Annotated in this window: 19 protein-coding genes; 4 read left to right on the top strand and 15 right to left on the bottom strand. The window is 59.9% G+C overall.

Annotated features, from left to right (window positions below):
- Nucleotides 1-16 precede the first annotated feature (16 nt).
- From BM346_RS06845 to tmpT, 5 genes are all read right to left on the bottom strand, one after another.
- Nucleotides 17-1,573 carry a SpoVR family protein gene (locus BM346_RS06845; RefSeq protein ID WP_092010069.1) on the bottom strand — a complete coding sequence of 519 codons (1,557 nt, stop codon included), beginning with the start codon at nucleotides 1,571-1,573 and terminating at the stop codon, nucleotides 17-19.
- A complete protein-coding gene (locus BM346_RS06840) occupies nucleotides 1,570-2,859 on the bottom strand; it encodes a YeaH/YhbH family protein (protein ID WP_167812650.1) in 1,290 nt (429 codons plus the stop codon). Before BM346_RS06840 ends, BM346_RS06845 begins: the two co-directional genes overlap by 4 nt.
- Before the next feature lie 35 nt (nucleotides 2,860-2,894).
- Entirely contained in the window at nucleotides 2,895-4,817 is a 1,923-nt protein-coding gene (locus tag BM346_RS06835) for a PrkA family serine protein kinase (protein ID WP_092010065.1), read from the bottom strand.
- Nucleotides 4,818-5,222: 405 nt separating this feature from the next.
- Nucleotides 5,223-7,601: a DUF6351 family protein gene (locus BM346_RS06830; protein ID WP_092010063.1), complete on the bottom strand. Its 2,379-nt coding sequence runs from the start codon at nucleotides 7,599-7,601 to the stop codon at nucleotides 5,223-5,225.
- A gap of 161 nt (nucleotides 7,602-7,762) precedes the next feature.
- Entirely contained in the window at nucleotides 7,763-8,422 is a 660-nt protein-coding gene (gene tmpT / locus BM346_RS06825; protein WP_092010061.1) for a thiopurine S-methyltransferase, read from the bottom strand.
- Nucleotides 8,423-8,481: 59 nt separating this feature from the next.
- On the opposite strand from tmpT, the gene BM346_RS06820 reads away from it, so the two are divergent.
- A complete protein-coding gene (locus tag BM346_RS06820) occupies nucleotides 8,482-9,420 on the top strand; it encodes a D-2-hydroxyacid dehydrogenase (RefSeq protein WP_092010059.1) in 939 nt (312 codons plus the stop codon).
- Nucleotides 9,421-9,527: 107 nt separating this feature from the next.
- Entirely contained in the window at nucleotides 9,528-10,862 is a 1,335-nt protein-coding gene (locus BM346_RS06815) for a YihY/virulence factor BrkB family protein (protein WP_092010057.1), read from the top strand.
- A 12-nt stretch (nucleotides 10,863-10,874) separates the two neighbouring features.
- On the opposite strand, the gene BM346_RS06810 is transcribed toward BM346_RS06815, so the two are convergent.
- The 10 genes from BM346_RS06810 to BM346_RS06765 form a co-directional block, all read right to left on the bottom strand.
- Complete coding sequence (locus BM346_RS06810) at nucleotides 10,875-11,918, bottom strand: HDOD domain-containing protein (RefSeq protein WP_092010055.1); 1,044 nt, start codon at nucleotides 11,916-11,918, stop codon at nucleotides 10,875-10,877.
- Nucleotides 11,919-12,060: 142 nt separating this feature from the next.
- Nucleotides 12,061-12,798 carry a 16S rRNA (uracil(1498)-N(3))-methyltransferase gene (locus BM346_RS06805; protein WP_092010053.1) on the bottom strand — a complete coding sequence of 246 codons (738 nt, stop codon included), beginning with the start codon at nucleotides 12,796-12,798 and terminating at the stop codon, nucleotides 12,061-12,063.
- A 15-nt stretch (nucleotides 12,799-12,813) separates the two neighbouring features.
- Nucleotides 12,814-14,163 carry an adenosylmethionine--8-amino-7-oxononanoate transaminase gene (locus BM346_RS06800; RefSeq protein ID WP_092010051.1) on the bottom strand — a complete coding sequence of 450 codons (1,350 nt, stop codon included), beginning with the start codon at nucleotides 14,161-14,163 and terminating at the stop codon, nucleotides 12,814-12,816.
- 269 nt (nucleotides 14,164-14,432) lie between these two features.
- A complete protein-coding gene (locus BM346_RS06795; RefSeq protein WP_092010050.1) occupies nucleotides 14,433-15,179 on the bottom strand; it encodes an amino acid ABC transporter ATP-binding protein in 747 nt (248 codons plus the stop codon).
- 12 nt (nucleotides 15,180-15,191) lie between these two features.
- On the bottom strand, nucleotides 15,192-15,863 hold the full coding sequence (locus BM346_RS06790) for an amino acid ABC transporter permease (RefSeq protein ID WP_092010049.1): 672 nt from the start codon (nucleotides 15,861-15,863) through the stop codon (nucleotides 15,192-15,194).
- Between the two features lie 83 nt (nucleotides 15,864-15,946).
- Nucleotides 15,947-16,705: a transporter substrate-binding domain-containing protein gene (locus BM346_RS06785; RefSeq protein WP_092010047.1), complete on the bottom strand. Its 759-nt coding sequence runs from the start codon at nucleotides 16,703-16,705 to the stop codon at nucleotides 15,947-15,949.
- 246 nt (nucleotides 16,706-16,951) lie between these two features.
- Complete coding sequence (gene metF / locus BM346_RS06780) at nucleotides 16,952-17,821, bottom strand: methylenetetrahydrofolate reductase [NAD(P)H] (protein WP_092010045.1); 870 nt, start codon at nucleotides 17,819-17,821, stop codon at nucleotides 16,952-16,954.
- A gap of 12 nt (nucleotides 17,822-17,833) precedes the next feature.
- A complete protein-coding gene (ahcY, locus tag BM346_RS06775; RefSeq protein WP_092010043.1) occupies nucleotides 17,834-19,228 on the bottom strand; it encodes an adenosylhomocysteinase in 1,395 nt (464 codons plus the stop codon).
- A gap of 232 nt (nucleotides 19,229-19,460) precedes the next feature.
- Nucleotides 19,461-20,651, bottom strand: coding sequence for a methionine adenosyltransferase (metK, locus tag BM346_RS06770; RefSeq protein WP_092010041.1), 1,191 nt, complete (start codon nucleotides 20,649-20,651; stop codon nucleotides 19,461-19,463).
- A gap of 110 nt (nucleotides 20,652-20,761) precedes the next feature.
- Complete coding sequence (locus tag BM346_RS06765; RefSeq protein ID WP_092010039.1) at nucleotides 20,762-21,802, bottom strand: metalloregulator ArsR/SmtB family transcription factor; 1,041 nt, start codon at nucleotides 21,800-21,802, stop codon at nucleotides 20,762-20,764.
- 193 nt (nucleotides 21,803-21,995) lie between these two features.
- Between BM346_RS06765 and tkt the strand changes: the two genes are divergently transcribed.
- Both tkt and BM346_RS06755 read left to right on the top strand, forming a co-directional pair.
- On the top strand, nucleotides 21,996-23,996 hold the full coding sequence (gene tkt, locus BM346_RS06760) for a transketolase (protein WP_092010037.1): 2,001 nt from the start codon (nucleotides 21,996-21,998) through the stop codon (nucleotides 23,994-23,996).
- A complete protein-coding gene (locus tag BM346_RS06755) occupies nucleotides 23,996-25,021 on the top strand; it encodes a type I glyceraldehyde-3-phosphate dehydrogenase (RefSeq protein WP_092010035.1) in 1,026 nt (341 codons plus the stop codon). The genes tkt and BM346_RS06755 overlap by 1 nt, the downstream gene beginning before the upstream one ends.
- Nucleotides 25,022-25,213: the final 192 nt, after the last annotated feature.

Below are 25,213 nucleotides of genomic sequence, written 5' to 3'. Positions count from 1 at the left end.
CCCCGCCGGCCGTCTTCTATTCACCTTCCGGGTCACGTGGCGGGCAGTGATAGGCCGCCATTACGGCGCTGTCGTCGGCGCTCTCCAGATGAACGTCGAACCCCCAGAGCCGGTGAACATGCCGAAGGACCTCGTCGGCGCTTTTCCCGAGCGGGACACGGTCCACGGGTATGTGCCTCAGGGTCAGTGACCGGTCTCCACGCACATCCACATTCCAGACCTGGATGTTCGGCTCCCGGTAGCTGAGGTTGTACTGGCGGGCGAGTTTTTCCCGCAGGGGCCGGTAGCCGGGATCATCGTGAATGGCAGTCACCCGGTAGACGTCTTCCTGGTCGTCGTTCTCGATGGAGAAGAATTTCATGTCCCGCATCACCTTCGGCGACAGGAACTGCTGGATAAAGCTCTCGTCCTTGAAATTTCGCATGGCGAAGTGAAGCGTTTCCACCCAGTCACTGCCGGCGATCTCCGGGAACCATTCCCGGTCCTCGTCCGTCGGGTTCTCGCAGATGCGCCTCAGGTCCGAGAAAATCGAGAAACCCAGGGTGTATGGGTTGATGCCCGAGTACCAGGGGCTGTTGAAGGGGGGCTGGTAAATCACGGCGGTATGGCTCTGGAGGAACTCCAGCATGAAACCGTCGGTCACCAGTCCCTTTTCGTACATCCGGTTCAGCAGGGTGTAGTGCCAGAAGGAGGCCCAACCCTCGTTCATCACCTGGGTCTGGCGCTGGGGATAGAAATACTGGCCCAGCTTGCGCACGATTCGGATGAGTTCCCGCTGCCAGGTTTCCAGCAGGGGGGCGTTCTTCTCGATAAAGTAGAGAATGTTCTCCTGGGGCTCGGCCGGGTAGCGCTGCTTGCGGCGAACGGTCTCCTCGTCCTCTCCCATCCTGGGGATGGTACGCCAGAGGTCATTGAGCTGCTTCTGCAGGTATTCCTCCCGGTCCTTCTGCCGGCGCCGTTCCTCGGCGGCGGAAATGGGGGCGGGGCGCTTGTAACGGTCAACACCGTAGTTCATCAGGGCATGACAGGAGTCGAGGATCTCTTCTACTGCGTCCACCCCGTGTCGCTCCTCGCATTCAGCAACATAGTTCCGGGCAAACACCAGGTAGTCGATGATCGCGCTGGCGTCGGTCCAGGTGCGGAACAGGTAGTTGCCCTTGAAGAAGGAATTGTGGCCGTAGCAGGCGTGGGCGATGACCAGCGCCTGCATGGGCAGGGTGTTTTCCTCCATCAGGTAGGCGATGCAGGGGTCGGAGTTGATGACAATCTCGTAGGCCAGCCCCATCTGGCCCCGCTGGTACCCCTTGGAGGTGTTCAGGAACTGCTTGCCGAAGGACCAGTGATGGTAGCCGACAGGCATGCCCACCGAGCTGTAGGCATCCATCATCTGTTCGGCGCTGATCACCTCGACCTGGTTGGGGTAGGTGTCCAGACCGAATTCCGCGGCGCACCTGGCAATTTCCTCGTCGTATTTCCCGATCAGTTCGAAGGTCCACTCCGAGCCCGTGGAAATGGGTATCCGTTTCGCGGGCTCGGTGTCCGGCAGGTTGGGGCGGTCGATGGTATCAGTCATGCGGCTTTCCTCTCGAACAGCTGGCGGAACACCGGGTAGATCTCCCCCGGGTCGGCGATCTGCTGCATGGCAAAACTCTGGGGAGCGTGCTCCATGACCTTTTCATACTCATACCAGAGCATCTGGTGGTCCTGTGGAGTGATCTCCACATAGGCGTAATACTGCACCAGGGGAAGAATGCGCTCCGCCAGGATCTTGCCACAGACCGGGGAGTCGTCGTTCCAGTTGTCGCCGTCAGAGGCCTGGGCGGCGTAGATGTTCCACTCATCCGGTGAGTAGCGGGACTCGATGATCTTGTTCATCAGTTTCAGGGCGCTGGATACAATGGTTCCGCCGGTTTCACGGCTGTAGAAGAACTCCTCCTCGTCCACTTCCTTGGCGCTGGTGTGGTGGCGGATGAAGACCACGTCGATCTTCTTGTAATTCTTCCTCAGGAACAGGTACAGCAGGATAAAGAAACGCTTTGCGATGTCCTTGTGGGTCTGGGTCATGGACCCGGACACATCCATCAGGCAGAACATGACCGCGCTGGTGGCCGGCTTGGGTTTCTTGATGTGCTGGCGGTACCGCAGGTCGATCTCATCAATAAACGGAATGCGCCGCATGTTGGACTTCAGGCTGGCAATTTCCGCTTCCAGAGCCTCGATCTGGTCGGCATGGCTGAAGGCGGCGTCCAGATCCTCCGGGGCACTTTTCAGGGCCGCGAGCTGCTCCTCCAGTTCACGGATCTTCTTGCGCCTGGAACCGCCAAGACCAAGGCGCCGGGCGTGGGCGCCCCGCAATGAACGCACCACATCCAGCTTGGCCGGCACGCCCTGGGAGGTGAAGCCCGCCCGGCTGTAGGTAAAGGCTTCGGTATCCTTGAGCTTCTTGCGGGCCAGGTTGGGTAGCTCCAGGTCATCGAACAGGAAGTCCAGGAACTCTTCCTGGGTAATCTGGAATGCGAACTCGTCCATGCCCTCACCATCGGGGCTGGCCTGGCCGGAGCCAGAGCCGCCGCCCCCGCCACCGGGGGGCTTGGCGATCTCGTCACCGGTCACGAACTCCTCGTTGCCGGGGTGGACCATTTCCTGTTTGCCGCCCTGGCCATGGTGGAACACCGGTTCCTCGATGTCCCGGGACGGAATGCTTACGCTCTCTCCCCGCTCGATATCGGTTATCGATCGCCTCTGCACCGCATCCGCCACCGCTTTCTTGATGTGCTGGCGATACCGGCGCAGGAACCGTTCCCGGTTCACCGCGCTCTTGTTCTTGCCGTTCAGACGACGGTCAACGATGTGGGTCATACCCATAGTGTCACTCCAGTCAGGTCAGAACAGGCTCAGTGGGACTTGCGTACCCGCAGATACCATTCCGCCAGCAATCTCACCTGCTTTTCGGTGTAGCCGCGGTCCACCATCCGCTCCACGAACTGCTTGTGCTTCTTCTGGTCTTCCTGGCTGGCCTTCGGATTGAAGGAAATCACCGGCAACAGGTCTTCGGTATTGGAGAACATTTTCTTCTCTATCACGCTACGCAGCTTCTCGTAGCTGAGCCAGGAAGGGTTTTCCCCCTGGTTGTTGGCCCGGGCCCGCAGCACGAAGTTGACCACTTCGTTGCGGAAGTCTTTCGGGTTGCTGATGCCCGCCGGCTTTTCGATCTTCTCCAGTTCGTCGTTGATGGCTGGCCGGTCCAGGATCTCGCCGGTCTCCGGGTCGCGGAACTCCTGGTCCTGGATCCACAGGTCGGCATAGGTCACGTAGCGGTCGAACAGGTTCTGGCCATACTCGCTGTAGCTTTCCAGGTAGGCGGTCTGGATCTCCTTGCCGATGAACTCCACATAGTGGGGGGCCAGGAACTCCTTGATGTAGCGCAGGTAACGGTCCTGCACTTCAGCCGGGAACTGCTCCTGCTCGATCTGCTTTTCCAGCACATACAGCAGGTGGACCGGGTTGGCCGCCACTTCCGTGGTGTCGAAGTTGAAGACCTTGGACAGGATCTTGAAGGCAAAGCGGGTGGAGAGTCCTTCCATGCCCTCGTTGACCCCCGCGGCATCCCGGTACTCCTGGATGGACTTGGCCTTGGGGTCGGTATCCTTGATGTTCTGGCCGTCGTACACCCGCATCTTGGAGTAGACCGAGGAGTTTTCCGGCTCCTTCATGCGGGACAGCACCGAAAACTGGGACAGCATGTCGAGGGTGTCGGGCGCACAGGGGGCACCGGCCAGGGAGCTGTTCTGCAGGAGTTTCCTGTAGATCTCGATTTCTTCCGAAACCCGAACACAGTACGGGACCTTGACGATGTAGACCCGGTCGAGGAAAGCCTCGTTGTGCTTGTTGTTGCGGAAGGTCTGCCATTCCGACTCGTTGGAGTGAGCCAGGATGATACCGTCAAAGGGTACCGACCCCATGCCTTCGGTGGTGTTGTAATTGCCCTCCTGGGTGGCCGTCAGCAGCGGATGCAGAACCTTGATGGGAGCCTTGAACATCTCCACAAACTCCATCAGGCCCTGGTTGGCCTTGCACAGACCGCCGGAAAAGCTGTAGGCGTCCGGGTCGTCCTGGGAATAATCCTCCAGCATGCGGATGTTGACCTTGCCCACCAGGGCGGAGATGTCCTGGTTGTTGTCGTCCCCTGGCTCGGTCTTGGAGATGGCCACCTGGTCCAGCACGGAGGGGTACTTCTTCACCACCCGGAACTGGCTGATATCACCGCCGAACTCATGCAGGCGCTTGACCGCCCACGGCGACATGATCGACTTCAGGTAGCGCTGGGAGATGCCATATTCCTCCTCCAGTATCTGACCGTCCTCGTTGGGATCGAACAGGCCCAGAGGGGATTCGTTCACCGGCGAGCCCTTGATGGCGTAGAAGGGCACTTTCTGCATCAGGTACTTGAGCTTTTCCGCCAGGGAGGACTTGCCGCCACCCACTGGCCCCAGCAGGTACAGGATCTGCTTTTTCTCCTCCAGGCCCTGAGCTGCATGGCGGAAAAAGGAGACAATGTTTTCCACGGCGTCTTCCATGCCGTAGAACTCAGAAAACTCGGGGTAGCGCTTGATGACCTTGTTGGAAAAAATGCGCGACAGGCGCGGGTCTCTCGACGTGTCAATAAAGGTGGGCTCGCCTATGGCCATTAACATCCGCTCGGCGGCGGTGGCGTAGGCGGATGGATCCTTTTTGCAGATCTCCAGATATTCCTCCAGGGAGTATTCCTCTTCCTGGGTTTGGTCATACCGGTCTTTGAAGTGCTGCAATATGCTCATGGGTGACCCTCGCTTGCTAATGAATCAGCTCAAACTACACACAAATTTCCCCGTTGTTGGACGCCGCGGGTGGACGTTTCAGGTTAATGGTTGGATGGAAGTGGATACTGCTGTTTTGCCGGATATACGCCGGGGAGCTGTTTCCGGTTTCCGGCGGAGTCCTGTTTCGGACCCTCTGATTTTCAGCTTAGCCCACGGTTTGGAGGTTGGACAGGCGAGGTGTCACACAGTTCGGTTAAATTCTTTGGTTTTTTGGGGGGGATTTTGTAACCCGTAGCGGGATGTTGTGCACCGTTTCGCGACGTACTCATCAACTCAGCCCTGTTGGACTGTACCGGCAGGCACGCCGCAGTAAAGCAATCGCCGCGACACCCGGCAAGGGCGCCGCAGCGACTGTCCTGGAGCTCAGCCTGCAGGCCTGCCCTGATCGGGCTGGCTGTAATCGCAGACACCGTCCGGGAAAATCTCATTCAGGCGGCCAACCTCCTGTTCAGTGAAGGAAGTGTGACCGTAGGTGCCGTCTGCCAATGCGGCCGCCACCGGTTTCAGGCTGCACTTGAAGATGCTGCCTTCAATGGGTCCGCCCGCTTCTATCCGGGAGGTGGTGTAGGTCTGGAATTTCCGGGTGCAGGCCCCCTCGGCGCCATCATCCAGAATACCGTTCCATACCCCTTCCCCCGCATCGATCAGGGAGCCATCGGTGTTGAAACAGGCATCTACCGCCTCAGTTGGCCGATTCCCGGCGATGCCAAGTTCCGGATTCTGCTGGATGTTGGTGATCCACTCGTGCAACACCTCCAGCGCCATCCAGGTCTGGTTGTACTCCTCCCGTGGTTCGGGCTCATCCGGATCGGAATAGTCCGTCGGCCGGGCATCCGTGAACCAGATCACCTGATTGCCCGCATCCCCCATCCGGTTGATGATGCGTTGGCGGGCGGAAAAGGACTGGTGGCTGTTGTGCATGTCCAGCACCTCTTCCAGGTAGTGCCGCCAATCGATGACCGGCATGTTCAACTGGCCGTCGAATACCAGGCCCGAAGTGTAAGCCGCCTGTATGGCGAGAAGATCACCTTCGGTTCTGGGCGCTGGTGTGGTGCCGCCATCCGGGCTGAGGTTCATATTGCGTGAACTCCAGGGGTCAAAGAATGACGGGTCCGCCAGCACATCGGAGAGTGAGCCCAGGAACGGAAATCCCTCCTGAACCATTTCCGAAGGCTGCTTCCAGCCCCCCACCTGAGCGTTCAGCTTGAGGAATTCCTCCTTGGTGATGTTGCCTTCCACCAGGGCCCTGAGGCCGTACTGTACGCCGACATTGTCGAACAGGGTACGGGGCTCCCCGTTTTCATCCACGCCATAGATGTTCTTGGCGTCTGAGTAATGGGTCCATCGCACATCGTCCATGACCCCGTCAGGCTGCATCAGCTCCTGATTGCGGGCCCTGCCGTAGAGCGGATTCATCACCAGGGGCGTCAGCCCGCGCCAGGCGGGAACACACTCGGTCATGCCCGGAGCGGTACTGTAGCCCAGCATCTGCTTGAGCCCGGCAAACGGGTCGGGGTATCTCGCGGTAGAATTGAGGCCAACCAGCAGGCTCCGGTTGGCAGTGGTCTGCCACCTGGTATTGCTTCGGTCAGTGGCGTCCATGTAGTACTCAAGCAGCTCGCAGTCACCGATGTGGATGGTCTGGGTGACCATGTCGGGATAGGAGTACTGGGGGACTCCACCATCCAGCAGGTCCGGGTGGTTCTGGGAGTAGACATACTGCTGGATGCCCCCTCCGGAACCGCCGATCGCTACCGTGTAGTCCGGCACCCCAAAGCGCTTGATGAAATGCTCTTTGACCATGAGTGCGGTTTCGCCGCCAACCTGGAGATTGTAGTGGGGACTGGTGCGGGTGCCGGTGGAATAGATTACGGCATAGCCTTTCTGTAGCGTGTCCGGCTGCAGCGCCCGGCCGTTACTGATGCGCCCCTGTGAGTGGCCAATGCCGACACCGCCCTGAAAGTGGAACAGCAGGCGGCCGTTCCAGTTATTGGTGGATGCTTCCCACGGCTCGTCCCCCTGTTCAGCCAGGGTGGCGAAGCTGTAGATGAAGCGATTGATGGTGCCGCGCTCCTGGCGCACGATAAAGTCCACGGTGCGGCCATCGGTCAGCTCGGTGGTGGCCATATCCGCCGGGCGGCTGCCATCACCGGGCAGGGGTGCCCAGTTCCCGTCCGTGGTCCGGTACACGAAGGTGACGTAGGGCTCGATAGAGCAGTCCCGGCTCAGGCCGATCTGGTTGCCCTGATCATCCATGACGGGAAAGCCGGTGTCGCCGTCGGTGTCCACCAGCGGCTGCTTGCCCAGTTCCGTCGTGACGGTGCAGACAAACGGATACTGCTGTGGGCCGGAGAATATGGGTCCGGTGATGGGGTGGGAAACCAGCTCAAGGGAGGCCAGTGGCCCCTGGCGCCGGTGGTGCAATTCCAGGCGGTTTGGTCCCAGAGTCAGCCCGCTGACGAGAACCTCATGGCCGGCCCGGCCGTAACGTATCTCGGGCTCTATCGGCTGACCATTGAGCCAGAACTCGAGATGCCGTAGCGATGAGGCCCGTGCAGGTTTCGACTTGATGGCGCGATCCTTGAACTGGACCTGGACTAGGACATCGTCACCCGAAACCTGATCGGGTTCACTCGACAGAATCTCCAGTGAGTAATGGGGGTTTTCGGCCAGTGCCTGGTATGGCAGGGCAAGCAAGGCAATGAAAAAAACAACAGGGAGGTATAACAGTCGTGCTGGCATGGTTAGTTCCCTCTATGTAAATTTTTGTTACGGGGGTGCAACCACCAGCATGGTCAAACATGTACGAAAAACAAACGCAAATGGACGGGGCCCGATGGAGGCACGTCCATTTGCGAAGGTAACATCATAAAAACAAAAAACAAATTCAGGGCGGACTCAGCTTAGTTTTTTTTGAGATAAAAAATGCTCTCGGTAGCCCCTTTCTGCAGGCCCTTGCGCTTGGCGAAGGGGCTGTCCGGTGCCAGGTCCTGGGTCAGGATATGGCGGATCTCGTAGTCGTTCTGGTACAGGTCGAAGACTTCCGCATCACTGACATTGAAAGGAGGCCCTTTCATCTCGCCGTTGTCATAGTTGAGGGTGATCAACAGCATGCGCGCTCCGTCCGGAATCACCGCGGTAAGATGCTCCACGTAGTCCCGGCGCATTTCCGGGGGCAGGGCGATGAGTGCGGCGCGGTCGTAGACCAGCCGGACATGCCTGAGGTCATCCGGCACCAGCTGGAAGAAGTCACCACACAGGATCTCCAGTTCGCCGTGCTGAAAGGTCGTGAAAGGCTCGCCCGGATGAACCTTGGCCTTTTCCTGCGCTTCCTCGAAAAAGTCCTTGCAGGCGACTTCGCTCAATTCGATCCCGATCACCGGATGGCCGCGATCGTGGAGCCACCACATGTCATGGGCCTTGCCGCAGAGCGGTACAAAAACGGTTTCGGTGCTGTCTTTTGCAAATTCCGGCCAGTGGTCATACAGGTACTGGTTCACAGTGCCTTCGTGGAATCCGATCTCGCCCTTATGCCAGCGGGTGTGCCAGAATTCATGCTCCATAATGCGTGTCCCCGTTGTTCGATATGCAGATCATTGAGGATAAAACAGGAGTGTCGCCAGTGAAAGCCGTGTTTCTGGATGCCAGTACCCTGGGCAGTGATGTCACCCTGGAACCCATCGAGAGGGTCACCGGGCCGTTGACCTGCCATCCCCGTACCACACCGGACCAGGTGATCGAGCGGATCCGTGGTTTTGACACAGTACTGGTTAACAAGGTGGTATTGGGTCAGGAGCACTTCGAGGCCTGCCCTGAACTGGAAACCATCGCAGTGGTCGCCACGGGCCTGAACAATATTGACCGGAAAGCCGCCGAGGCCCAGGGCATCAGGGTGCTCAATGTTACCCACTACGGCCGGTCCACGGTGGCCCAGCATACCCTGGCCCTTATCCTCGCCCTGGCCACCCGGCTGCTGGACTACAACCGGGATGTGCGGGACGGCAAATGGGCCCGGAGCGACATGTTCTGCCTCATGGATCATCCCATAATGGAGCTCGAGGGCAAGACCCTTGGTATCATCGGCTACGGCGACCTGGGACAGGGTGTGGCCGAACGGGCGAAGGCCTTCGGCATGAAGATCCTGCTCGGCTGCCGGCCGGGGCAGGAGCCCGGGGAGGTGGATGGCTATCCACGGCTGCCTCTGGATGATCTGCTGCCGCAGGTGGATGTGCTGTCCCTTCACTGTCTGCTCACGGATGAAACCCGCAACCTCATCGGCGCCGTACAACTCAGTCAGATGAAGGATTCCGCACTTGTCATCAATACCAGCCGTGGGGGCCTGGTGGATGAGCAGGCCCTGGCCGACGCCTTGCGCAGCGGTACTATCGGTGGCGCCGGTTTCGATGTGCTGACCGAAGAGCCACCCCGCAACGGTAACCCGCTGCTGGAGGATGATATCCCCAACCTGATCGTCACCCCCCACAGCGCCTGGGCGAGTCGGGAGGCAAGGCAGCGGATTGTGGAGATCACCGCCAGGAATCTGTCGGCGGTTGCGCAATAACAGGGGCTACAGCATAGGGTGGTCCGGGCGAATGATTTTCCCCGCTGGCCCGTTTCGACCATACTGTCGGTAACCTGCTGAAAACTGGCATCGGAAAAGGATCGTGTGTGGCCTCACTTCAACTCAAAGACCGGCTAAGCCAGACTGAGCGCTGGATTCTCGAAAACCCCGACCCCCCGAAAAGCCGGCCCTGGACCTGGCTGTACACGTCAGCCAGGACCCTCTACGCGGTTGGTCGCGACGTCGTCAGTGGCCAGCTCACCCTCCATGCCATGAGCCTGGTCTATACCACCCTGCTCAGCATTGTGCCGCTGATGGCCCTGAGTTTTTCAGTACTCAAGGCCCTGGGGGTTCACGAGCGGATCGAGCCTTTTCTTTATCAGTTCTTTCAGCCACTTGGCCCGCAAGGCGTGGAGCTGGCGGATAAGGTGCTGACGTTTGTCGACAATGTGAAGGTTGGGGTGCTGGGTTCCGTGGGCCTGGCGCTGCTGGTCTACACGGTGGTTGCTCTGGTGCAGAAGGTCGAGCGCTCGTTCAATATGATCTGGCGGGTACCGGACATGCGCTCTCTGGGGGAGCGCTTCAGTAATTATCTCAGCGTGATCATGATTGGTCCGCTGTTGATGGTGTCCGCCATCGGGATTTCCGCCACCATCTTTTCCTCGGCGGTGGTTCAGCAACTGATCGCGATCGAACCCTTTGGTACCGCGGTGCTTATGATCAGCCGGCTGATGCCGGTGCTGCTGGTGGTGGGGGCGTTCACCTTCGCCTACGTCCTGATTCCCAACACCAATGTGAAACTGCGATATGCGTTGATTGGCGGGCTTATCGCAGGGGTGGCATGGCAGACCGCGGGCCTGGTTTTCGCGTCATTCGTGGCGGGCTCCGCCAAGTACGCCGCCATCTATTCCAGCTTTGCCATCGGTATCATCCTGCTCATCTGGCTCTACATCAACTGGATGATTCTGCTGCTGGGCTCCAGCATTGCGTTCTATCTCCAGAACCCGGGCAGCGTGTCCAAACGACGGGAGGTGGATCTGTCGCCGGAACTCCAGGAACAGGTGGCGCTGGTGCTGATGTGGAAAGTGTGTAAACCCTTCAGTGAGGGCAACAAGGCACCTCAGCAGGAGAAACTGGAGCAGGAGATGCGGGTCCCGGGAGAAGTCACCCGGCGTATTTCCGACAAGCTGATTCGCCAGGGGCTGCTGAACCTCGCGGGCTCCTCCGGGGACCGGCTGGTGCCGGGGCGCGCCCTGGAGCTTATCCGGGTGGGAGACGTGCTGGATGCGGCCCGCAAAGACGAGGAGGGTCTTGTGCCCAGCCTCCCCCACGTTCTGCCCAAGGAACTGTCCGCCTACGTTGTCGGCGCCCGGGACAGGACTTTCGCCGAACTGCTGAAACCCTCGTCGGCTTCAGTGGCTCCTCAGGAACTCGTTGAGTAACATCGGCTCGCTTCAGCGGCTCCCCAGCCCCTCCGACAGTAGCCGGACCAGAATGTGGCGTACTTTCTCGAGCTGTTTCGGTTCCAGGGACAGCAGGGCCCGCAACTCATCGTCGCCGAGATTGCGCTGGTGCGCGTCCCTGAGGGCCTCCCGGGTACCCAGGATGATGCCATCCCTCAGGGGTGAATTCGCCGCATCCGGATCCGGATACCCCGGGTTCTTCAGTAGCAGCGCATGATACCGTGCCGGCAGGTGCCAGGCCCTGGCCACTTTCCGGGCGGTTTGCCACTGGAACGTCCGCATCACCTCGTGATAGGTGTGGGCGGATGGCGTCCTGTCCGGAAACTTGCGCTTGAAAATCCGCTGAACTTCCCGGCGAAGGATCAGGTAGGAAAGCGCCGGCAGCAGCCCGACCATGAAGTAGCTGGTGCTTTCCTCGTGGCGGGTCAGGGCAATCAGCTCCGAGGCCCGGGAGCAGGTCAGTCCCCATCGCCATACACGCTGGGTAAACAGCGCCTCTGACGAGTTGCGCGCAGCCAGCATGGGACGCATGACCGAGGCCGACGCCACATTTCGGATTCCATCCAGGCCCAGCAGGAAAACCGCCTGCTCGACGGTCTCGACGGGTTGGTCGCCCACCTTGAAAAACGGGCTGTTGGCGACCGATAACACCTGGTTGGTCAGGGCGGAATCGCTGAGGATGATGCCGGCAACTTCCTTTCGGGTAGTGGACTCGTTACCCAGGGTTCGCATCAGGGTTGGCAGTGTGAGGGGCTGACGGGGCAATTCTTCAAGGGCGTTGTTCTCAAGCCGTGACTCGATCTCACGGACAACTCTGGCCGTCAGGTCTGATGGCTCATTCAGCTGCCTGGGGCCTGTATCGAGCAGCCAGCAGTAGAGGTGGTCCTCCAGCTTTTCCAGAGGGCCCTGATCCTTTGTGTCTCCCCTCGTTCCGGAATCTGGCACCGGAGCAGGGGTCTTGCGGCTCACCGTGTCAGGGGGCGCATGCCGGCCGGAGAATAGCTTGCCTGAAATCCAGGCCAGAATACCTGACATCCGGTGTTGCTCCTTGAAAACAGCTGGTTGACGGGAGGGGTCAATCAGGACTCAGCCATGCTGATGAGTAGACTGCCGGATATAATGCCTTGCTAACCTTATTAAAGGCAAGGTGGAGGAAAGTAGGAGGGTGGGGTGGTGATCAGCCCCTGAAGTCTCCCCAGAGCCATTGGCAGAGGGTGATAGCGGCAACGGGAGCGGTTTCCGTGCGTAACACCCGCGGCCCTATCGCCGCCGGATGAAAACCCGCCTCGCGGGCGACGGCAATTTCGTCGCCGGTCAGTCCACCCTCCGGACCAATCAGCAGGGCGATGCCGTCATGGGGTCGCTGCAGAGTGTCCAGGGGCTGATCGGTGCGGTGGTGGAGTACCAGTCGAAGGTCGCAGTCGGCGGCCAGCCCGAACCATTCCTCCAGGCTGGCCAGACCGGCCACCCGCGGCACGGTGGCCCGGCCGCATTGCTCGGCCGCGCTTATGGCCACCTGCTGCCAGTGCCGCACGCGCTTGTCCTCCCGGTCGCCCCGGAGTTTTACATCACAGCGTTCACTGGTGAGGGGAACCAGGGTGTCCACTCCCAGTTCGGTACTTTTCTGGACGGCGTAATCCATACGGTCGCCCTTGGAAATCACCTGGCCGAGCACGATCCTGAGGGACGGCTCGCAACCGCTTTCCCGGCAGTCAAGAACCCTTGCCGTCACCGCCTTCTTACCGACTTCTTCCAGTTCAGAGGGGTAATTGTGGCCATCGCCGTTGAAAAGGACCAGTGGCTGCCCCGGCTGCATTCTCAGCACCTTGCCCACATGATGGGCGGCATTTTCATCAAGGGGCACTGTCTGGCCTGCCTGGAGGGAGGCCTCGGTGTAGATTCTCGGATTGCGCACGGTGTCGGGTCCTGATCAGTCCTTCACGGCGATATCAATGCCCTCGGAGGCTACCTGGGCCAGATGACGGATCTGTTCTTCGTTGATCACGTAGGGCGGCATGAAGTAGACCACATTCCCCAGGGGCCTCAACAGGGACTCGCGGGTCAGGGCATGCTGGTAGACCCGGATGCCACGACGCTCCTGCCAGGGGAAAGCCTCTTTGGTCTTGCGGTCCTTCACCATTTCGATGGCAAGGGTCATGCCGTGCTGGCGGATATCCCCCACGTTGGGGTGATCCGCCAGGTGCGCGACGGAGTCTGCCATGACGCGTGAGAGGTGCCGGTTTGCGTTGATCACATCATCATCCCGGAAGATGTCCAGGGTTGCCAGTGCCACCGCGCAGCCAATAGGGTTGCCGGTGTAGGAATGGCTATGCAGGAACGCCCGCAGGGTTTCGTAGTCGTCGTAGAAGGCGTTGTAGACATCATCGGTGGTGACCACTGCGGACAGCGGCAGGTAGCCAGCGGTCAGGCCCTTGGAGAGGCACATGAAGTCGGGGGTAATGCCGGACTGCTCGCAGGCGAACATGGTCCCTGTACGGCCAAAGCCGACGGCGATTTCATCGGCGATCAGGTGCACGCCATAACGGTCACAGGCCTCGCGAAGCCTGGTGTGATAGATGGGGTGATGCATGCGCATGCCGCCGGCGCACTGGATCAATGGCTCCACCACCACCGCGCAGATTTCATCATGCTTTTCCGCCAGCAGTCTGTCCATGGCCTCGAACTGGCGCAGGGCGTAGGCTTCGTCGGTCTCGCCGGCTTCCTTGTTGTAGGCATCAGGGGAAGGGGCCGTCAGAACCTCCATCAGCAGTGGCTGGTAGGTGTCCTTGTAAAGCGCCACGTCGCCCAGTGCCAGGGCGCCGAGTGTTTCGCCGTGGTAGCTGTTGGACAGGTTGACGAAGTTCTTCTTGCTGGGCTTGCCGTGGTTTTTCCAGTAGTGGTAGCTCATCTTGAGGGCCGCTTCGATAGCGGACGATCCGTTATCCGCGTAGAAGCACTTGTTCAGGCCCTCGGGCGTCACTTCCACCAGACGTTCCGACAGGTTGACCACCGGCTCATGAGTGCACCCGGCCAGAATGACGTGCTCCAGCTTCTCGATCTGGTCCCGGATGGCGCCATTGATGCGGGGGTTGGCGTGGCCGAACAGATTGACCCACCAGGAGCTGATGGCGTCGATATAGCGATTGTTCTCGAAGTCCTCCAGCCATACGCCTCTGGCCTGCTTGATGGGAATCAGTGGCAGACTTTCATGGTCCTTCATCTGGGTGCAGGGGTGCCAGACAGATTTCAGGTCACGGGCGATCAGGTCGGCATTGCGCATTGGGGGCTCCGGTTTGGTTGTTTGCGGGTCTCTGTTAACCAGAGAGGATGATACAGTTAACAGCGGATATAGTGAAAGTGCATCGAAAGAGGATTTCTGGCTTGGCAGTCTGGCCGTGTGGGGTGGGGGTGGGTGACGCTTTCGCAGCAGCGCCATGGATGGCGCGGTGCAAGGTCGGTCCAGGGAAGGACCGTGAATTGCAGCGGAGAAATCGTCACCCACCTCCGGTCCAGCCCCCATAAGCTGAGGGCAAGCAAGACCGAACTCCTCTAGTGTTTCAGTACCCGGGAAAGGAAGGACTGTGTTCTCTCATTCTGGGGGTTATCGAACACATCTTCAGGCTTTCCTTCCTCCACAATCTGGCCCTCGTGGATATAGATAACCCGGTCAGCCACCTCCCGGGCAAAGCCCATTTCGTGGGTGACGACCATCATGGTCATGCCTTCCTTCGCCAGTTCCCGCATCACATCCAGCACCTCGCCGATCATCTCCGGATCCAGGGCCGATGTGGGTTCGTCGAACAGCATTAGCCTGGGCTCCATGGCCAGCGCCCGGGCGATGGCCACCCTCTGCTGCTGGCCACCGGAGAGATGGCTGGGATATTTATTCGCCTGATCGGCGATGCCCACTCGCTGTAGCAGGCGTTCCGCCGTGCCATTCGCGACGACCTGGGATTCGTTCTTCACCTTCATCGGGGCCAGCATGATGTTCTTTTTCACCGTCAGATGAGGGAACAGGTTGAACTGTTGGAATACCATGCCGACTTCCTTGCGGATCTCATTCAGGGATTTCTGATTGCTGCGGCTGGGTTCAAGGGGATGGCCGTCTACTTCCAGTTTTCCCGACTCGAATCCTTCAAGGCCATTGACGCAGCGGATCAGGGTCGACTTGCCGGAACCGCTGGCGCCGATAATCACCACCACTTCGCCGGTCTCCACCGTCAGGTTGATATCCTTCAGGACATGGAGCTTGCCGAAATATTTGTTCATGCCCTGCATCTTCACAATCTGGCTCATGATTTCCGCTCCTTAAACCGACGTCAGCCCGCGCCGCTCAATCAGGCGCAGAATCAGTGACAGGGACAGGGTGATGATCAGGTACAGAATCGCCACAACGAAGTACACCTCGAAAGCGGTGAACGTGTTGGCGATATAAACCTGGCCCTGACGAACCAGTTCCCCCACGCCAATCACCGAGAAGAGGGACGTGTCCTTGATGGAGACAATGGCCTGGTTGCCCAGGGGCGGAATCATGCGGCGGAATGCCTGAGGCCAGATGATGGTCCAGAAGGTCTGGGTGCGGGACAAGCCCAGGGAAAGGCCCGCCTCTTTCTGCCCCTTGTCGATGGACTGCACGCCACCGCGAACCACTTCGGAGATGTAGGCTCCGGAGTTCAGGGCAATGGCGGCAATGCCGGCGGTCAGTGGGTCGATGGGAGCACCCACAAGGTCGGGAAGGCCGTAGAAGATGAACAGCACCTGCACCAGGATAGGCGTACCCCGGAAAACCTCGATATAGGCCGTCGCGGGCCAGCGCAGGAACCAGTGCTTGTTGATGCTCAACAGCCCGAAAAAAATACCCAGCACAAAACCAATGGCAAGGCCGCCAAAGGAAATCAGGAGGGTGTATGGAAGGCCCTTGAGCAGGAAAGGGATGGCATCAAAGGCTGCCTGCCAATCGAACTGGAACTGGAACTCCACGTTCTGCTTCTCCGTTCAGTTCAATGAAAAAGCGCCGGAGCCCGTGTGCGACCCCGACGCTGGTTCTGGTTTACCCGAGCCGGTTACATTTCTTTCGGCAGCTCACCAAACCATTTCTTGTAGATCTCGGCGTAGGTGCTGTCGTCCTTCATGGCGGCAAGTGCCTCATTGACGTCGTCCACCCACTCGCTGCCTTCTTTCAGAGCAATGCCGTACTCCTGACCCTCGTACAGTGGACCTACGGTTTTCACCCGACCCTCGCCCTTGGTCTTGGCAAAGTAGCCAACGTTCGGGGCATCATAGAATACCGCGTCAATGGCGCGGCTCATCAGGGCCATGTACATGTCGGAGCTGCCCGGATAGGGCGTCACGCCGTCATCCTTGTCCAGTTCACTGACCAGGAAGTCGTAGCTTGTGCTGCCGATCTTGGTGCCGATCTTCTTGCCCTCAAGATCCTCAAGCGTCTTGATATCCTCATTGTCGGCACGCACCAGGATGCGCAGACCGGAGTCGTAGTACGGGTCGGAGAAGTCCACGATCTCCTCCCGTTCCTTGGTAATGGTGATGCCGGCGATGGCGATATCCACGTTGCCCGTCTGGAGGGCCGGGATGATACCGTTAAAGTCCATGGTCTGGAGGTCATAATCGAAACCGGCCCGCTTGGCGACTTCGGCAATGATATCCATGTCGAACCCGACCATCTCGCCGGTTTCCTGATCCATCATTTCAAAGGGCACAAAGCTCGGGTCAGTCACCACTTTCAGCTCTTCCGCGGACGCCGCATTGGCAGTAAATGTCAGCGCAGCCGCGACGCCAAGGGTTCTCAGCCAGTTGGTGTTCATGGGATCTCCTTTCAGATTAGGGACATACGAATTTGAGCATAGACCAAGTGAGGAGAATTTTCATGAACAGAGAGGGAAAGGGCCCCGGGTGGAACTCTTCAGGGCATCCGAAGGGGTGAAGACGCGTCCTTTGCAGAGGGGATGGGGGCAGTACCGTGGACCAGGTCTTTTGAATAGATGAGGGCGCACCATCCGTGTCCGCCCGCCCTTCCTTACTTTCCGTGTCGTTCCGTGGCCAACCAGTCCCTAAAACGAAATCTTGTCCCGATTGGCCAGGCCCAGGTTGTTCCAGATATTCAGGCTCGCTTCCGCCTGATTCAGCGTATAGAAGTGAAGTCCCGGTGCTCCGGCCGCCAGCAGCCTCTCGCACATGTCGGTTACCACTTCCTCGCCGAACTTGCGGATGCTGTCGGAGTCATCCCCGTAGGCTTCCAGCTGCTTGCGGATCCAGCGGGGGATCTCTGCGCCGCACATGTCGGAGAAGCGCACCAGGCTGGAGAAGTTGACAATGGGCATGATGCCCGGCACCACCGGTATGGTGATGCCCATCTTTTCGAGCCGGTCGATGTAATAGAAGTAGCTGTCCGCATTGAAGAAGTACTGGGTGATGGCGCTGTTGGCACCAGCCTCCACCTTGCGGGCGAAGTTCTTCAGGTCTTCCTCGGCGTTGCGGGCCTGGGGGTGGAACTCCGGATAGGCGGCCACCTCCAGGTTGAAAGCGTCACCGCTGTACTCCCGGATGAAGGCCACCAGTTCGTTGGCGTAGCGCAACTCACCGGCGGCACCCATGCCCGAGGGCATGTCACCCCTGAGGGCAACGATGCGGCTGACGCCGCTCTCCTTGTAGATATCCAGTAGCTCGGCGATCTTCTCCCGGGTTCCCCCCACGCAGGACAGGTGGGGAGCGGTGGAAATGCCCTGGCCGTGCAGGCTAAGCACCGTCTCGATGGTTCGATCACGGGTCGAGCCACCGGCGCCGAAGGTCACCGAGAAGAAATCCGGATTGACCTCCGCCAGACGATCACGCACCACCTGGAGCTTTTCCTTGCCCTGGTCGGTCTTGGGCGGGAAGAACTCGAAGCTGAAGCGCCGTTTGAACTGTTTTTGCGATTCCATCTTACGATCCGATCAGTACTTGTAGCTTTCCGGCTTGTACGGGCCTTCGACCGGTACGCCGATGTATTTGGCCTGTTCCGGGGTCATCTGGGTGATCACACCACCAAAGCCTTCCACCATGGCACGGGCCACTTCCTCGTCCAGCTTCTTGGGCAGGACCTTGACGTAGACGCCGTTGGCTTTCTCGGCGGTGGGCAGCTCGCCGAAACGGCGTTCATACAGATACATCTGGGCCAGGACCTGGTTTGCGAAAGAGCCGTCCATGATCCGGGAAGGGTGTCCGGTGGCGTTGCCCAGGTTCACCAGGCGACCTTCGGACAGCAGGATCAGGTGGTCGTTGCTGGCCTTGTCGCGATACACCACGTGCACCTGCGGCTTGACCTCGTCCCACTCCCAGTTCTTGCGCATGAAGGCAGTGTCGATCTCATTGTCGAAGTGACCGATGTTACAGACCACGGCGCCGCTCTTGAGGGCCTTGAGCATGTGCTCGTCGCACACGTTCATGTTGCCTGTGGTGGTGACCAGCAGGTCGGTGTTGCCCAGCAGTCCCTTGTCGATGCTTTCCCCGGAGCCCGTGTTGACGCCGTTGTGGTAAGGGGACACCACTTCGAACCCGTCCATGCAGGCCTGCATGGCGCAGATCGGGTCGGCTTCGGTGATCTTGACGATCATGCCTTCCTGGCGCAGGGAGGCGGCGGAACCCTTGCCGACGTCACCATAGCCAATGACCAGGGCTTTCTTGCCGGCCAGCAGGTGGTCGGTGGCGCGTTTGATGGCGTCGTTCAGGCTGTGGCGACAACCGTACTTGTTGTCGTTCTTGGACTTGGTCACGGCGTCGTTGACGTTGATCGCCGGTACTTTCAGGGTGTTTTCCCGCAGCATTTCCTGCAGGCGATGTACACCCGTGGTGGTCTCCTCGGTAACGCCATGGCACCTGGAGAGGATGTCCGGATATTTTTCATGCAGCAGAGCAGTAAGGTCACCGCCGTCGTCCAGGATCAGGTTGGGCGCCCAGCCTTCCACGTCAGCGCCCACGGTGCGCTCCAGGCACCAGTCGTACTCTTCGTCGGTTTCGCCCTTCCAGGCAAAGACCGGAATGCCCTTGGCCGCAATGGCTGCCGCTGCCTGGTCCTGGGTGGAGAAGATGTTGCAGGAGGACCAGCGCACGTTGGCACCCAGCTCCACCAGAGTCTCGATCAGAACCGCGGTCTGGATGGTCATATGGATACAGCCCATGATGTTGGCTCCCTTGAGGGGCTGCTCTGCCTTGTACTTGTTGCGCAGAGCCATCAGGGCGGGCATCTCGCCTTCAGCGATGTTGATTTCCTTGCGTCCCCAGTCGGCCAGGGACATGTCGCGAACCTTGTAGTCATCGAAGCTGTTCAGTTGCTCTGCCGGAGTGCTCATGGTGTTCTCCTGTCAATTCGTAAAGATGGTTTGGCCGCGGAATCCACGGAAAACGCGGAAGAAAGACTGTTTCAGCCACGGAATCCACGGAAGGACACGGAAGAAAAGATTAAAATCTTTGTTCTTTAATCATTGCCCGTGCTCGTCCGTGTTGTTCGCGCCTCTTTGTCCCTCGTCCTTTCTTTCTCTTTTTTCCGTGTTCTTCCGTGGATTCCGTGGCTAAAAAAGGTCTTCAGATCCCAGCCGCGTCCTTCAGTGCAGCCGCCCGGTCGGTCTTCTCCCACGGGAACGCGGTAAAGCTGTCACCCCGGGAGGTCATCTCGAAGGGCTCGCGGCCGAAGTGGCCGTAGGCGGCGGTCTGCTGGTACATGGGGTGCAGCAGGTCGAGCATGTTGGTGATGGCATAGGGCCGCAGGTCGAACTGGTCCCGCACGATCTTGATGATCCTGTCGTCGCTGATCTTGCCGGTGCCGAAGGTGTTGATGGAGATGGAAGTGGGCTGCGCCACGCCGATGGCGTAGGACACCTGGATCTCACACTTCTCCGCCAGGCCGGCGGCAATGATGTTCTTGGCCACGTAGCGACCGGCGTAGGCGGCGGAGCGGTCCACCTTGGACGGATCCTTGCCGGAGAAGGCGCCGCCGCCGTGGCGGGCCATGCCACCGTAGGTATCGACGATGATCTTGCGACCGGTCAGGCCACAGTCGCCTACGGGGCCCCCGATGACGAACTTGCCAGTCGGGTTGATGTGGAACTGGGTGTCCTTGTGCAGCAGTTCGGCCGGCAGCACGTTCTTGACGATCAGCTCCATGACCGCTTCCCTCAGGTCTTCCTGAGTTACGTCCTCATCGTGCTGGGTGGACAGCACCACGGCGTCGATGCCGGCGACCTTGCCATTTTCGTAGCGGCAGGTGACCTGGCTCTTCGCGTCCGGGCGCAGCCATGGCAGCAGACCGCTGCGGCGGGCTTCCGCCTGACGCTGCACCAGACGATGGGCAAAGGTGATCGGGGCAGGCATCAGAACATCGGTCTCGTTGCTGGCATAACCGAACATCAGGCCCTGATCGCCGGCACCCTGGTCTTCGGGCTTCTGACGGTCGACGCCCTGGGCAATGTCCACGGACTGTTTGCCGATGATGTTGATAATGCCGCAGGTATCACCGTCAAAACCGACCCGCGAGGAGGTGTAGCCGATGTCCTTGATCACGTTGCGCACCAGGTCTTCCAGGTCCACCCAGGCGCTGGTGGTGATTTCACCACCGACGATGGCGACGCCGGTTTTTACCAGGGTTTCGCAGGCCACACGGGCGTGGGGGTCCTCGGTCAGGATGGCGTCCAGCACCGCATCAGAGATCTGGTCGGCCAGTTTGTCCGGATGGCCTTCAGAAACCGACTCGGACGTGAAGATGCTGTAGTCAGACATGCGCAGGCTCCTCTTGAGCTGGGTGGGCAGAGTCGTGCCCGTATTCATTGATAGAGTTGGTTGGTATTCGTTGTCTTACAATACGTTTTGCAATGGTATCGGATTTTATATCAAAAACTTTTGATATTCTTCCCCGGGTTCTTTTCCCGGGCAGTATTTTCAGGTTTCCGGAACTCCCGTACCTGGACCTGGAAGCCGTTGCGCAGGCCAATGAACAGGGATTCGCCGGTCTCCAGGCCAGCGTCGGCCGCCCAGGCATTCAGTTCCTCAGGCTCAAAGCCCAGCCACAGGTCGCCGCAGTTCTCCCGGGCCCAGTCCTGGTCATGGCTGCGCAGGTCGCTGATGACCAGGTAGCCCCCGGGTCGGAGCAGCTCGCTGCCTTCCAGAAAGACGTCTGCCGGGCTGGGAAGGTGATGCAGCACCATGTTGGCCACCACCAGGTCGAAGCGTTCGGGCCGACCCTTCAGGGCGGCTGTCGTTCCCTCGATCAATTCCACGCTGTCCAGTCGCAGCTCCTCACAGGTCTGGCGGGCTTTTCGCAGCATGTCGGCGGAGTTGTCCACTGCCACAACCCGTTCACAGATGTCAGCGAGTACCGGCAGGAAAGCTCCTTCACCCGGGCCAATCTCCAGGGCGGTCCGCCAGTGATTCCGGGCCGCCCGGGCCTGGATCAGCTCGGCGGTTGGCTGTGCGTAGAGATCAAACGCCGCAATCAGCTCCTGCTGCTCCCGGAACTGCTCGGCATGGCGGGCAAAAAAGACCTGTGACTGATCCGCCCGCTGCTGCCGAATGGCTTCGATCCTCTCCTGCAGCTGACCGGTGACCGGCACCCTGTCAATGGTCTGGAAGATCTGTCGCACAGCAGCGTCCGGCAACCCGGCGGCCTCCGATTCCAGGTGCAGCGGCCGTCGGTAGAAAATCGCATTGCCCTCCCGCTGGGGCTCCAGCAACCCGGCCTTGTGCAACACCTTGAGATGGTGACTCATTCCTGACTGACGCATGTCGAAAAGCTGGCTCAGCTCCAGCACCCCGAAGGTGTCACGGCGCAGCACCCTCAGAATCTCCAGGCGCAGCGGGTCGCCGCAGGCCTTGTAGAGCGGAGCGAGGGCGTCGAGGCCCTGATGTGGAGTCGTAGTGGTCAGGCTGGTCATGGAGCGGATATTAGTGGCTGTCCGGGGTTTGATCAAGATCTATATCAAAAAATATTGATATAGGATTTGGGCGAGGCGATTTGTAGCGTTCGCAAAAGGCCGAAGCTGATTTGCTCCCATGGCCACTAATCGGCGAAAATACGCGCCTTTCCTTTTGACCTCATGTTTGCTGACAAATACTGGAGAAACGTCAATGCCGTCCCGTAATGATCTCGCCAACGCCATTCGCGCGCTGAGCATGGATGCGGTTCAGAAAGCCAAGTCCGGCCACCCGGGTGCGCCCATGGGTATGGCGGATATCGCCGAGGTGCTGTGGAACGATTACCTCAGCCATAACCCGGCCGACCCCCAGTGGGCCAATCGCGACCGGTTCGTGCTGTCCAACGGGCACGGCTCCATGCTGCAGTATTCCCTGCTGCACCTGAGCGGGTACGACGTTTCCATCGACGACCTCAAGAACTTCCGTCAGTTGCACTCCCGCACCCCGGGGCACCCCGAATACGGTTACACGCCGGGGGTGGAAACCACCACGGGGCCGCTGGGTCAGGGCATTGCCAACGCGGTTGGTTTCGCCCTGGCGGAGAAGGCGCTGGCGGCCCAGTTCAACCGTCCGGGTCACAACATTGTTGATCACTACACCTATGCGTTCCTGGGCGACGGCTGCCTGATGGAGGGCATCTCCCATGAAGTGGCCTCCCTGGCCGGCACCCTGGGTCTGGGCAAACTGGTCTTCTTTTACGACGACAACGGCATCTCCATCGACGGTGAAGTCGAGGGCTGGTTTACCGACGACACGCCCAAGCGCTTTGAATCCTACGGCTGGCAGGTGATTCCAGCGGTAGATGGCCATGACGCCGACGCGGTCCGGGCAGCCATCGAGAGTGCCCGCGCCAATACGGAGCAGCCAACCCTCATCTGTTGCAAGACCATCATCGGCTTCGGTTCCCCCAACAAGCAGGGCACCGAAGGTTGCCACGGCGCCCCCCTGGGGGACGACGAGATCCAGCTGACCCGGGAGAAGCTGGGCTGGAATCATGGGCCCTTCGAGGTGCCGGAGGACATCTACGCCGCCTGGAACGCCAGGGAGAAGGGCGCCGCCGCCCAGAAAGCCTGGAGCGATGCCTTCGCTGAGTATGAGAAAGCCGAGCCGGAACTGGCCGCTGAGTTCAAACGCCGCATGGCGGGTGACCTGCCGGCGGACTTCGCGGATAAGGCCGATGCCTATATCCGTGAGTGTCAGGAGAAAGGCGAGACCATCGCCAGCCGCAAGGCGTCCCAGAACACCCTGAACGCCTATGGCCCGCTGCTGCCGGAACTGCTGGGCGGCTCCGCCGACCTGGCGGGCTCCAATCTCACCATCTGGCAAGGCAGCAAGGGGCTGACCCGGGACGACGCCAGCGGCAACTATGTCTATTATGGCGTGCGTGAATTCGGCATGGCGGCCATCATGAACGGCATCGCCCTCCATGGCGGTTTCGTTCCCTACGGCGCCACATTCCTGATCTTCATGGAGTACTGCCGCAACGCCGTGCGCATGGCTGCACTGATGAAGCAGCGGGCCATCATGGTCTTCACCCATGACTCCATCGGCCTGGGCGAGGATGGCCCCACCCACCAGCCTATCGAGCAGCTGGCCAGTCTGCGCACCACGCCCAACATGAGCACCTGGCGTCCGGCGGACACCGTGGAGTCCGCGGTGGCATGGAAAACGGCCCTTGAGCGTAAGGATGGCCCCACTGCGATGGTGTTCTCCCGGCAGAACCTGCCCCATCAGGAGCGGGACGCGAAGCAGCTGGCCAATATCGCCCGCGGTGGCTACATCCTCTCGGACAGCAAAGGAACACCCGATCTGATCCTGATCGCCACCGGTTCGGAAGTTGGACTGGCCCAGGACGCCGCGGAAAAGTTGCGGGAGAAAGGCCACAAGGTGCGCGTAGTGTCGATGCCGTCCACGGATGTGTTTGATGCCCAGAGCGCCCAGTACAAGCAGAAGGTGTTGCCGCTGGATGTCACCAACCGGGTTGCCATTGAGGCCGCCATCGAGGACTACTGGTACAAGTATGTGGGTCTCGACGGCCGGGTGATCGGCATGAGCAGCTTTGGCGAATCCGCACCGGCCGGCGAACTGTTCCGGGAGTTCGGCTTCACCGTCGAGAACATTGTCGAAACAGCCCTCGACCTGCTGGATAACTGATGGCACCGGGTGCTCCTGCGCGAGTCGCGATCAATGGCTATGGCCGGATTGGTCAGAGTGTGCTGCGCGCACTCTACGAAAACGGCTACCGCGACCAGTTGCAGGTGGTGGCGATTAACGAGCTGGCGGATCTGGACACCATCGCCCACCTGACCCGTTACGACTCCACCCACGGCCGGTTCCGGGGCGATGTCCGGGCGGATGGGGAGGCGCTGGTGGTGAACGGCGACCGGATCGAGGTGTTGCGCTGTGCCGACCCGGCTGAGTTGCCCTGGGGCGATCTGGACATCGATCTGGTACTGGAGTGCTCCGGTTCCTTCAGCGACCGGGCGACAGCGGAGCAGCACCTGGCCTCCGGCGCCCGCCGGCTGCTGTTCTCCCAGCCGGCGGAGGCGGACGTGGATCGCACGGTGGTCTTCGGGATCAACGATCAGAGCCTGGAAACCGGCGACCGTATTGTCGCGGCGGCCTCCTGCACCACCAACTGTATCGTTCCCGTGATCCAGGCTCTGGATGATGCGCTCGGGGTGGTGCAGGGCAGCACGACCACGATCCATGCGGCGATGAATGATCAGCCTGTGATCGATGCCTACCATCACCAGGATCTTCGCCGTACCCGCAGTGCCCTGCACAACATTGTGCCGGTGGATACGGGCCTGGCAAAGGGTATCGAGAGGCTGCTGCCCCATATGGAAGGGCGCTTCAGCTCCGTGGCCATGCGGGTGCCGACCCTGAACGTCTCCGCCATCGATATGGTGGTAAATGTACGGGAGGAGACCACGGTGGCGGCGGTCAACGAGCTGCTGGCCCGCGCCGCCCGCGGACCGCTGAAAGGCATCCTCGGTTATACCGACGAACTGCTTGCCAGCTCCGACTTCAACCACGACGCCCACTCCGGCATCGTGGACGGCGGCCAGACCCGCGTCACCGGTGGTACCATGGTAAAAGTGCTGTGCTGGTTCGACAACGAATGGGGCTTCGCCAACCGCATGCTGGATGTCAGCCGGCGATGGCTGTCTTTATAAAGAATTTATTGGCCGCGGAATCCGCGGAAGAACGCGGAAGAAAGGATAAAAAGACGGATTAGCCACGGAAGACACGAAAGGACACGGAAAAAAGAAAAGAGCTCTTTGTTGCGGAATGCCTCTGGTGCGGCGGGTGCCCGCAACCAATGTTTTCCTTCTTTTTTCCGTGCGTTCCGTGTCTTCCGTGGCAAG

The organism is Marinobacter daqiaonensis (genome assembly GCF_900115285.1).
GTDB lineage: Bacteria > Pseudomonadota > Gammaproteobacteria > Pseudomonadales > Oleiphilaceae > Marinobacter > Marinobacter daqiaonensis.
This window is presented reverse-complemented; position numbering and strand designations above follow the sequence as displayed.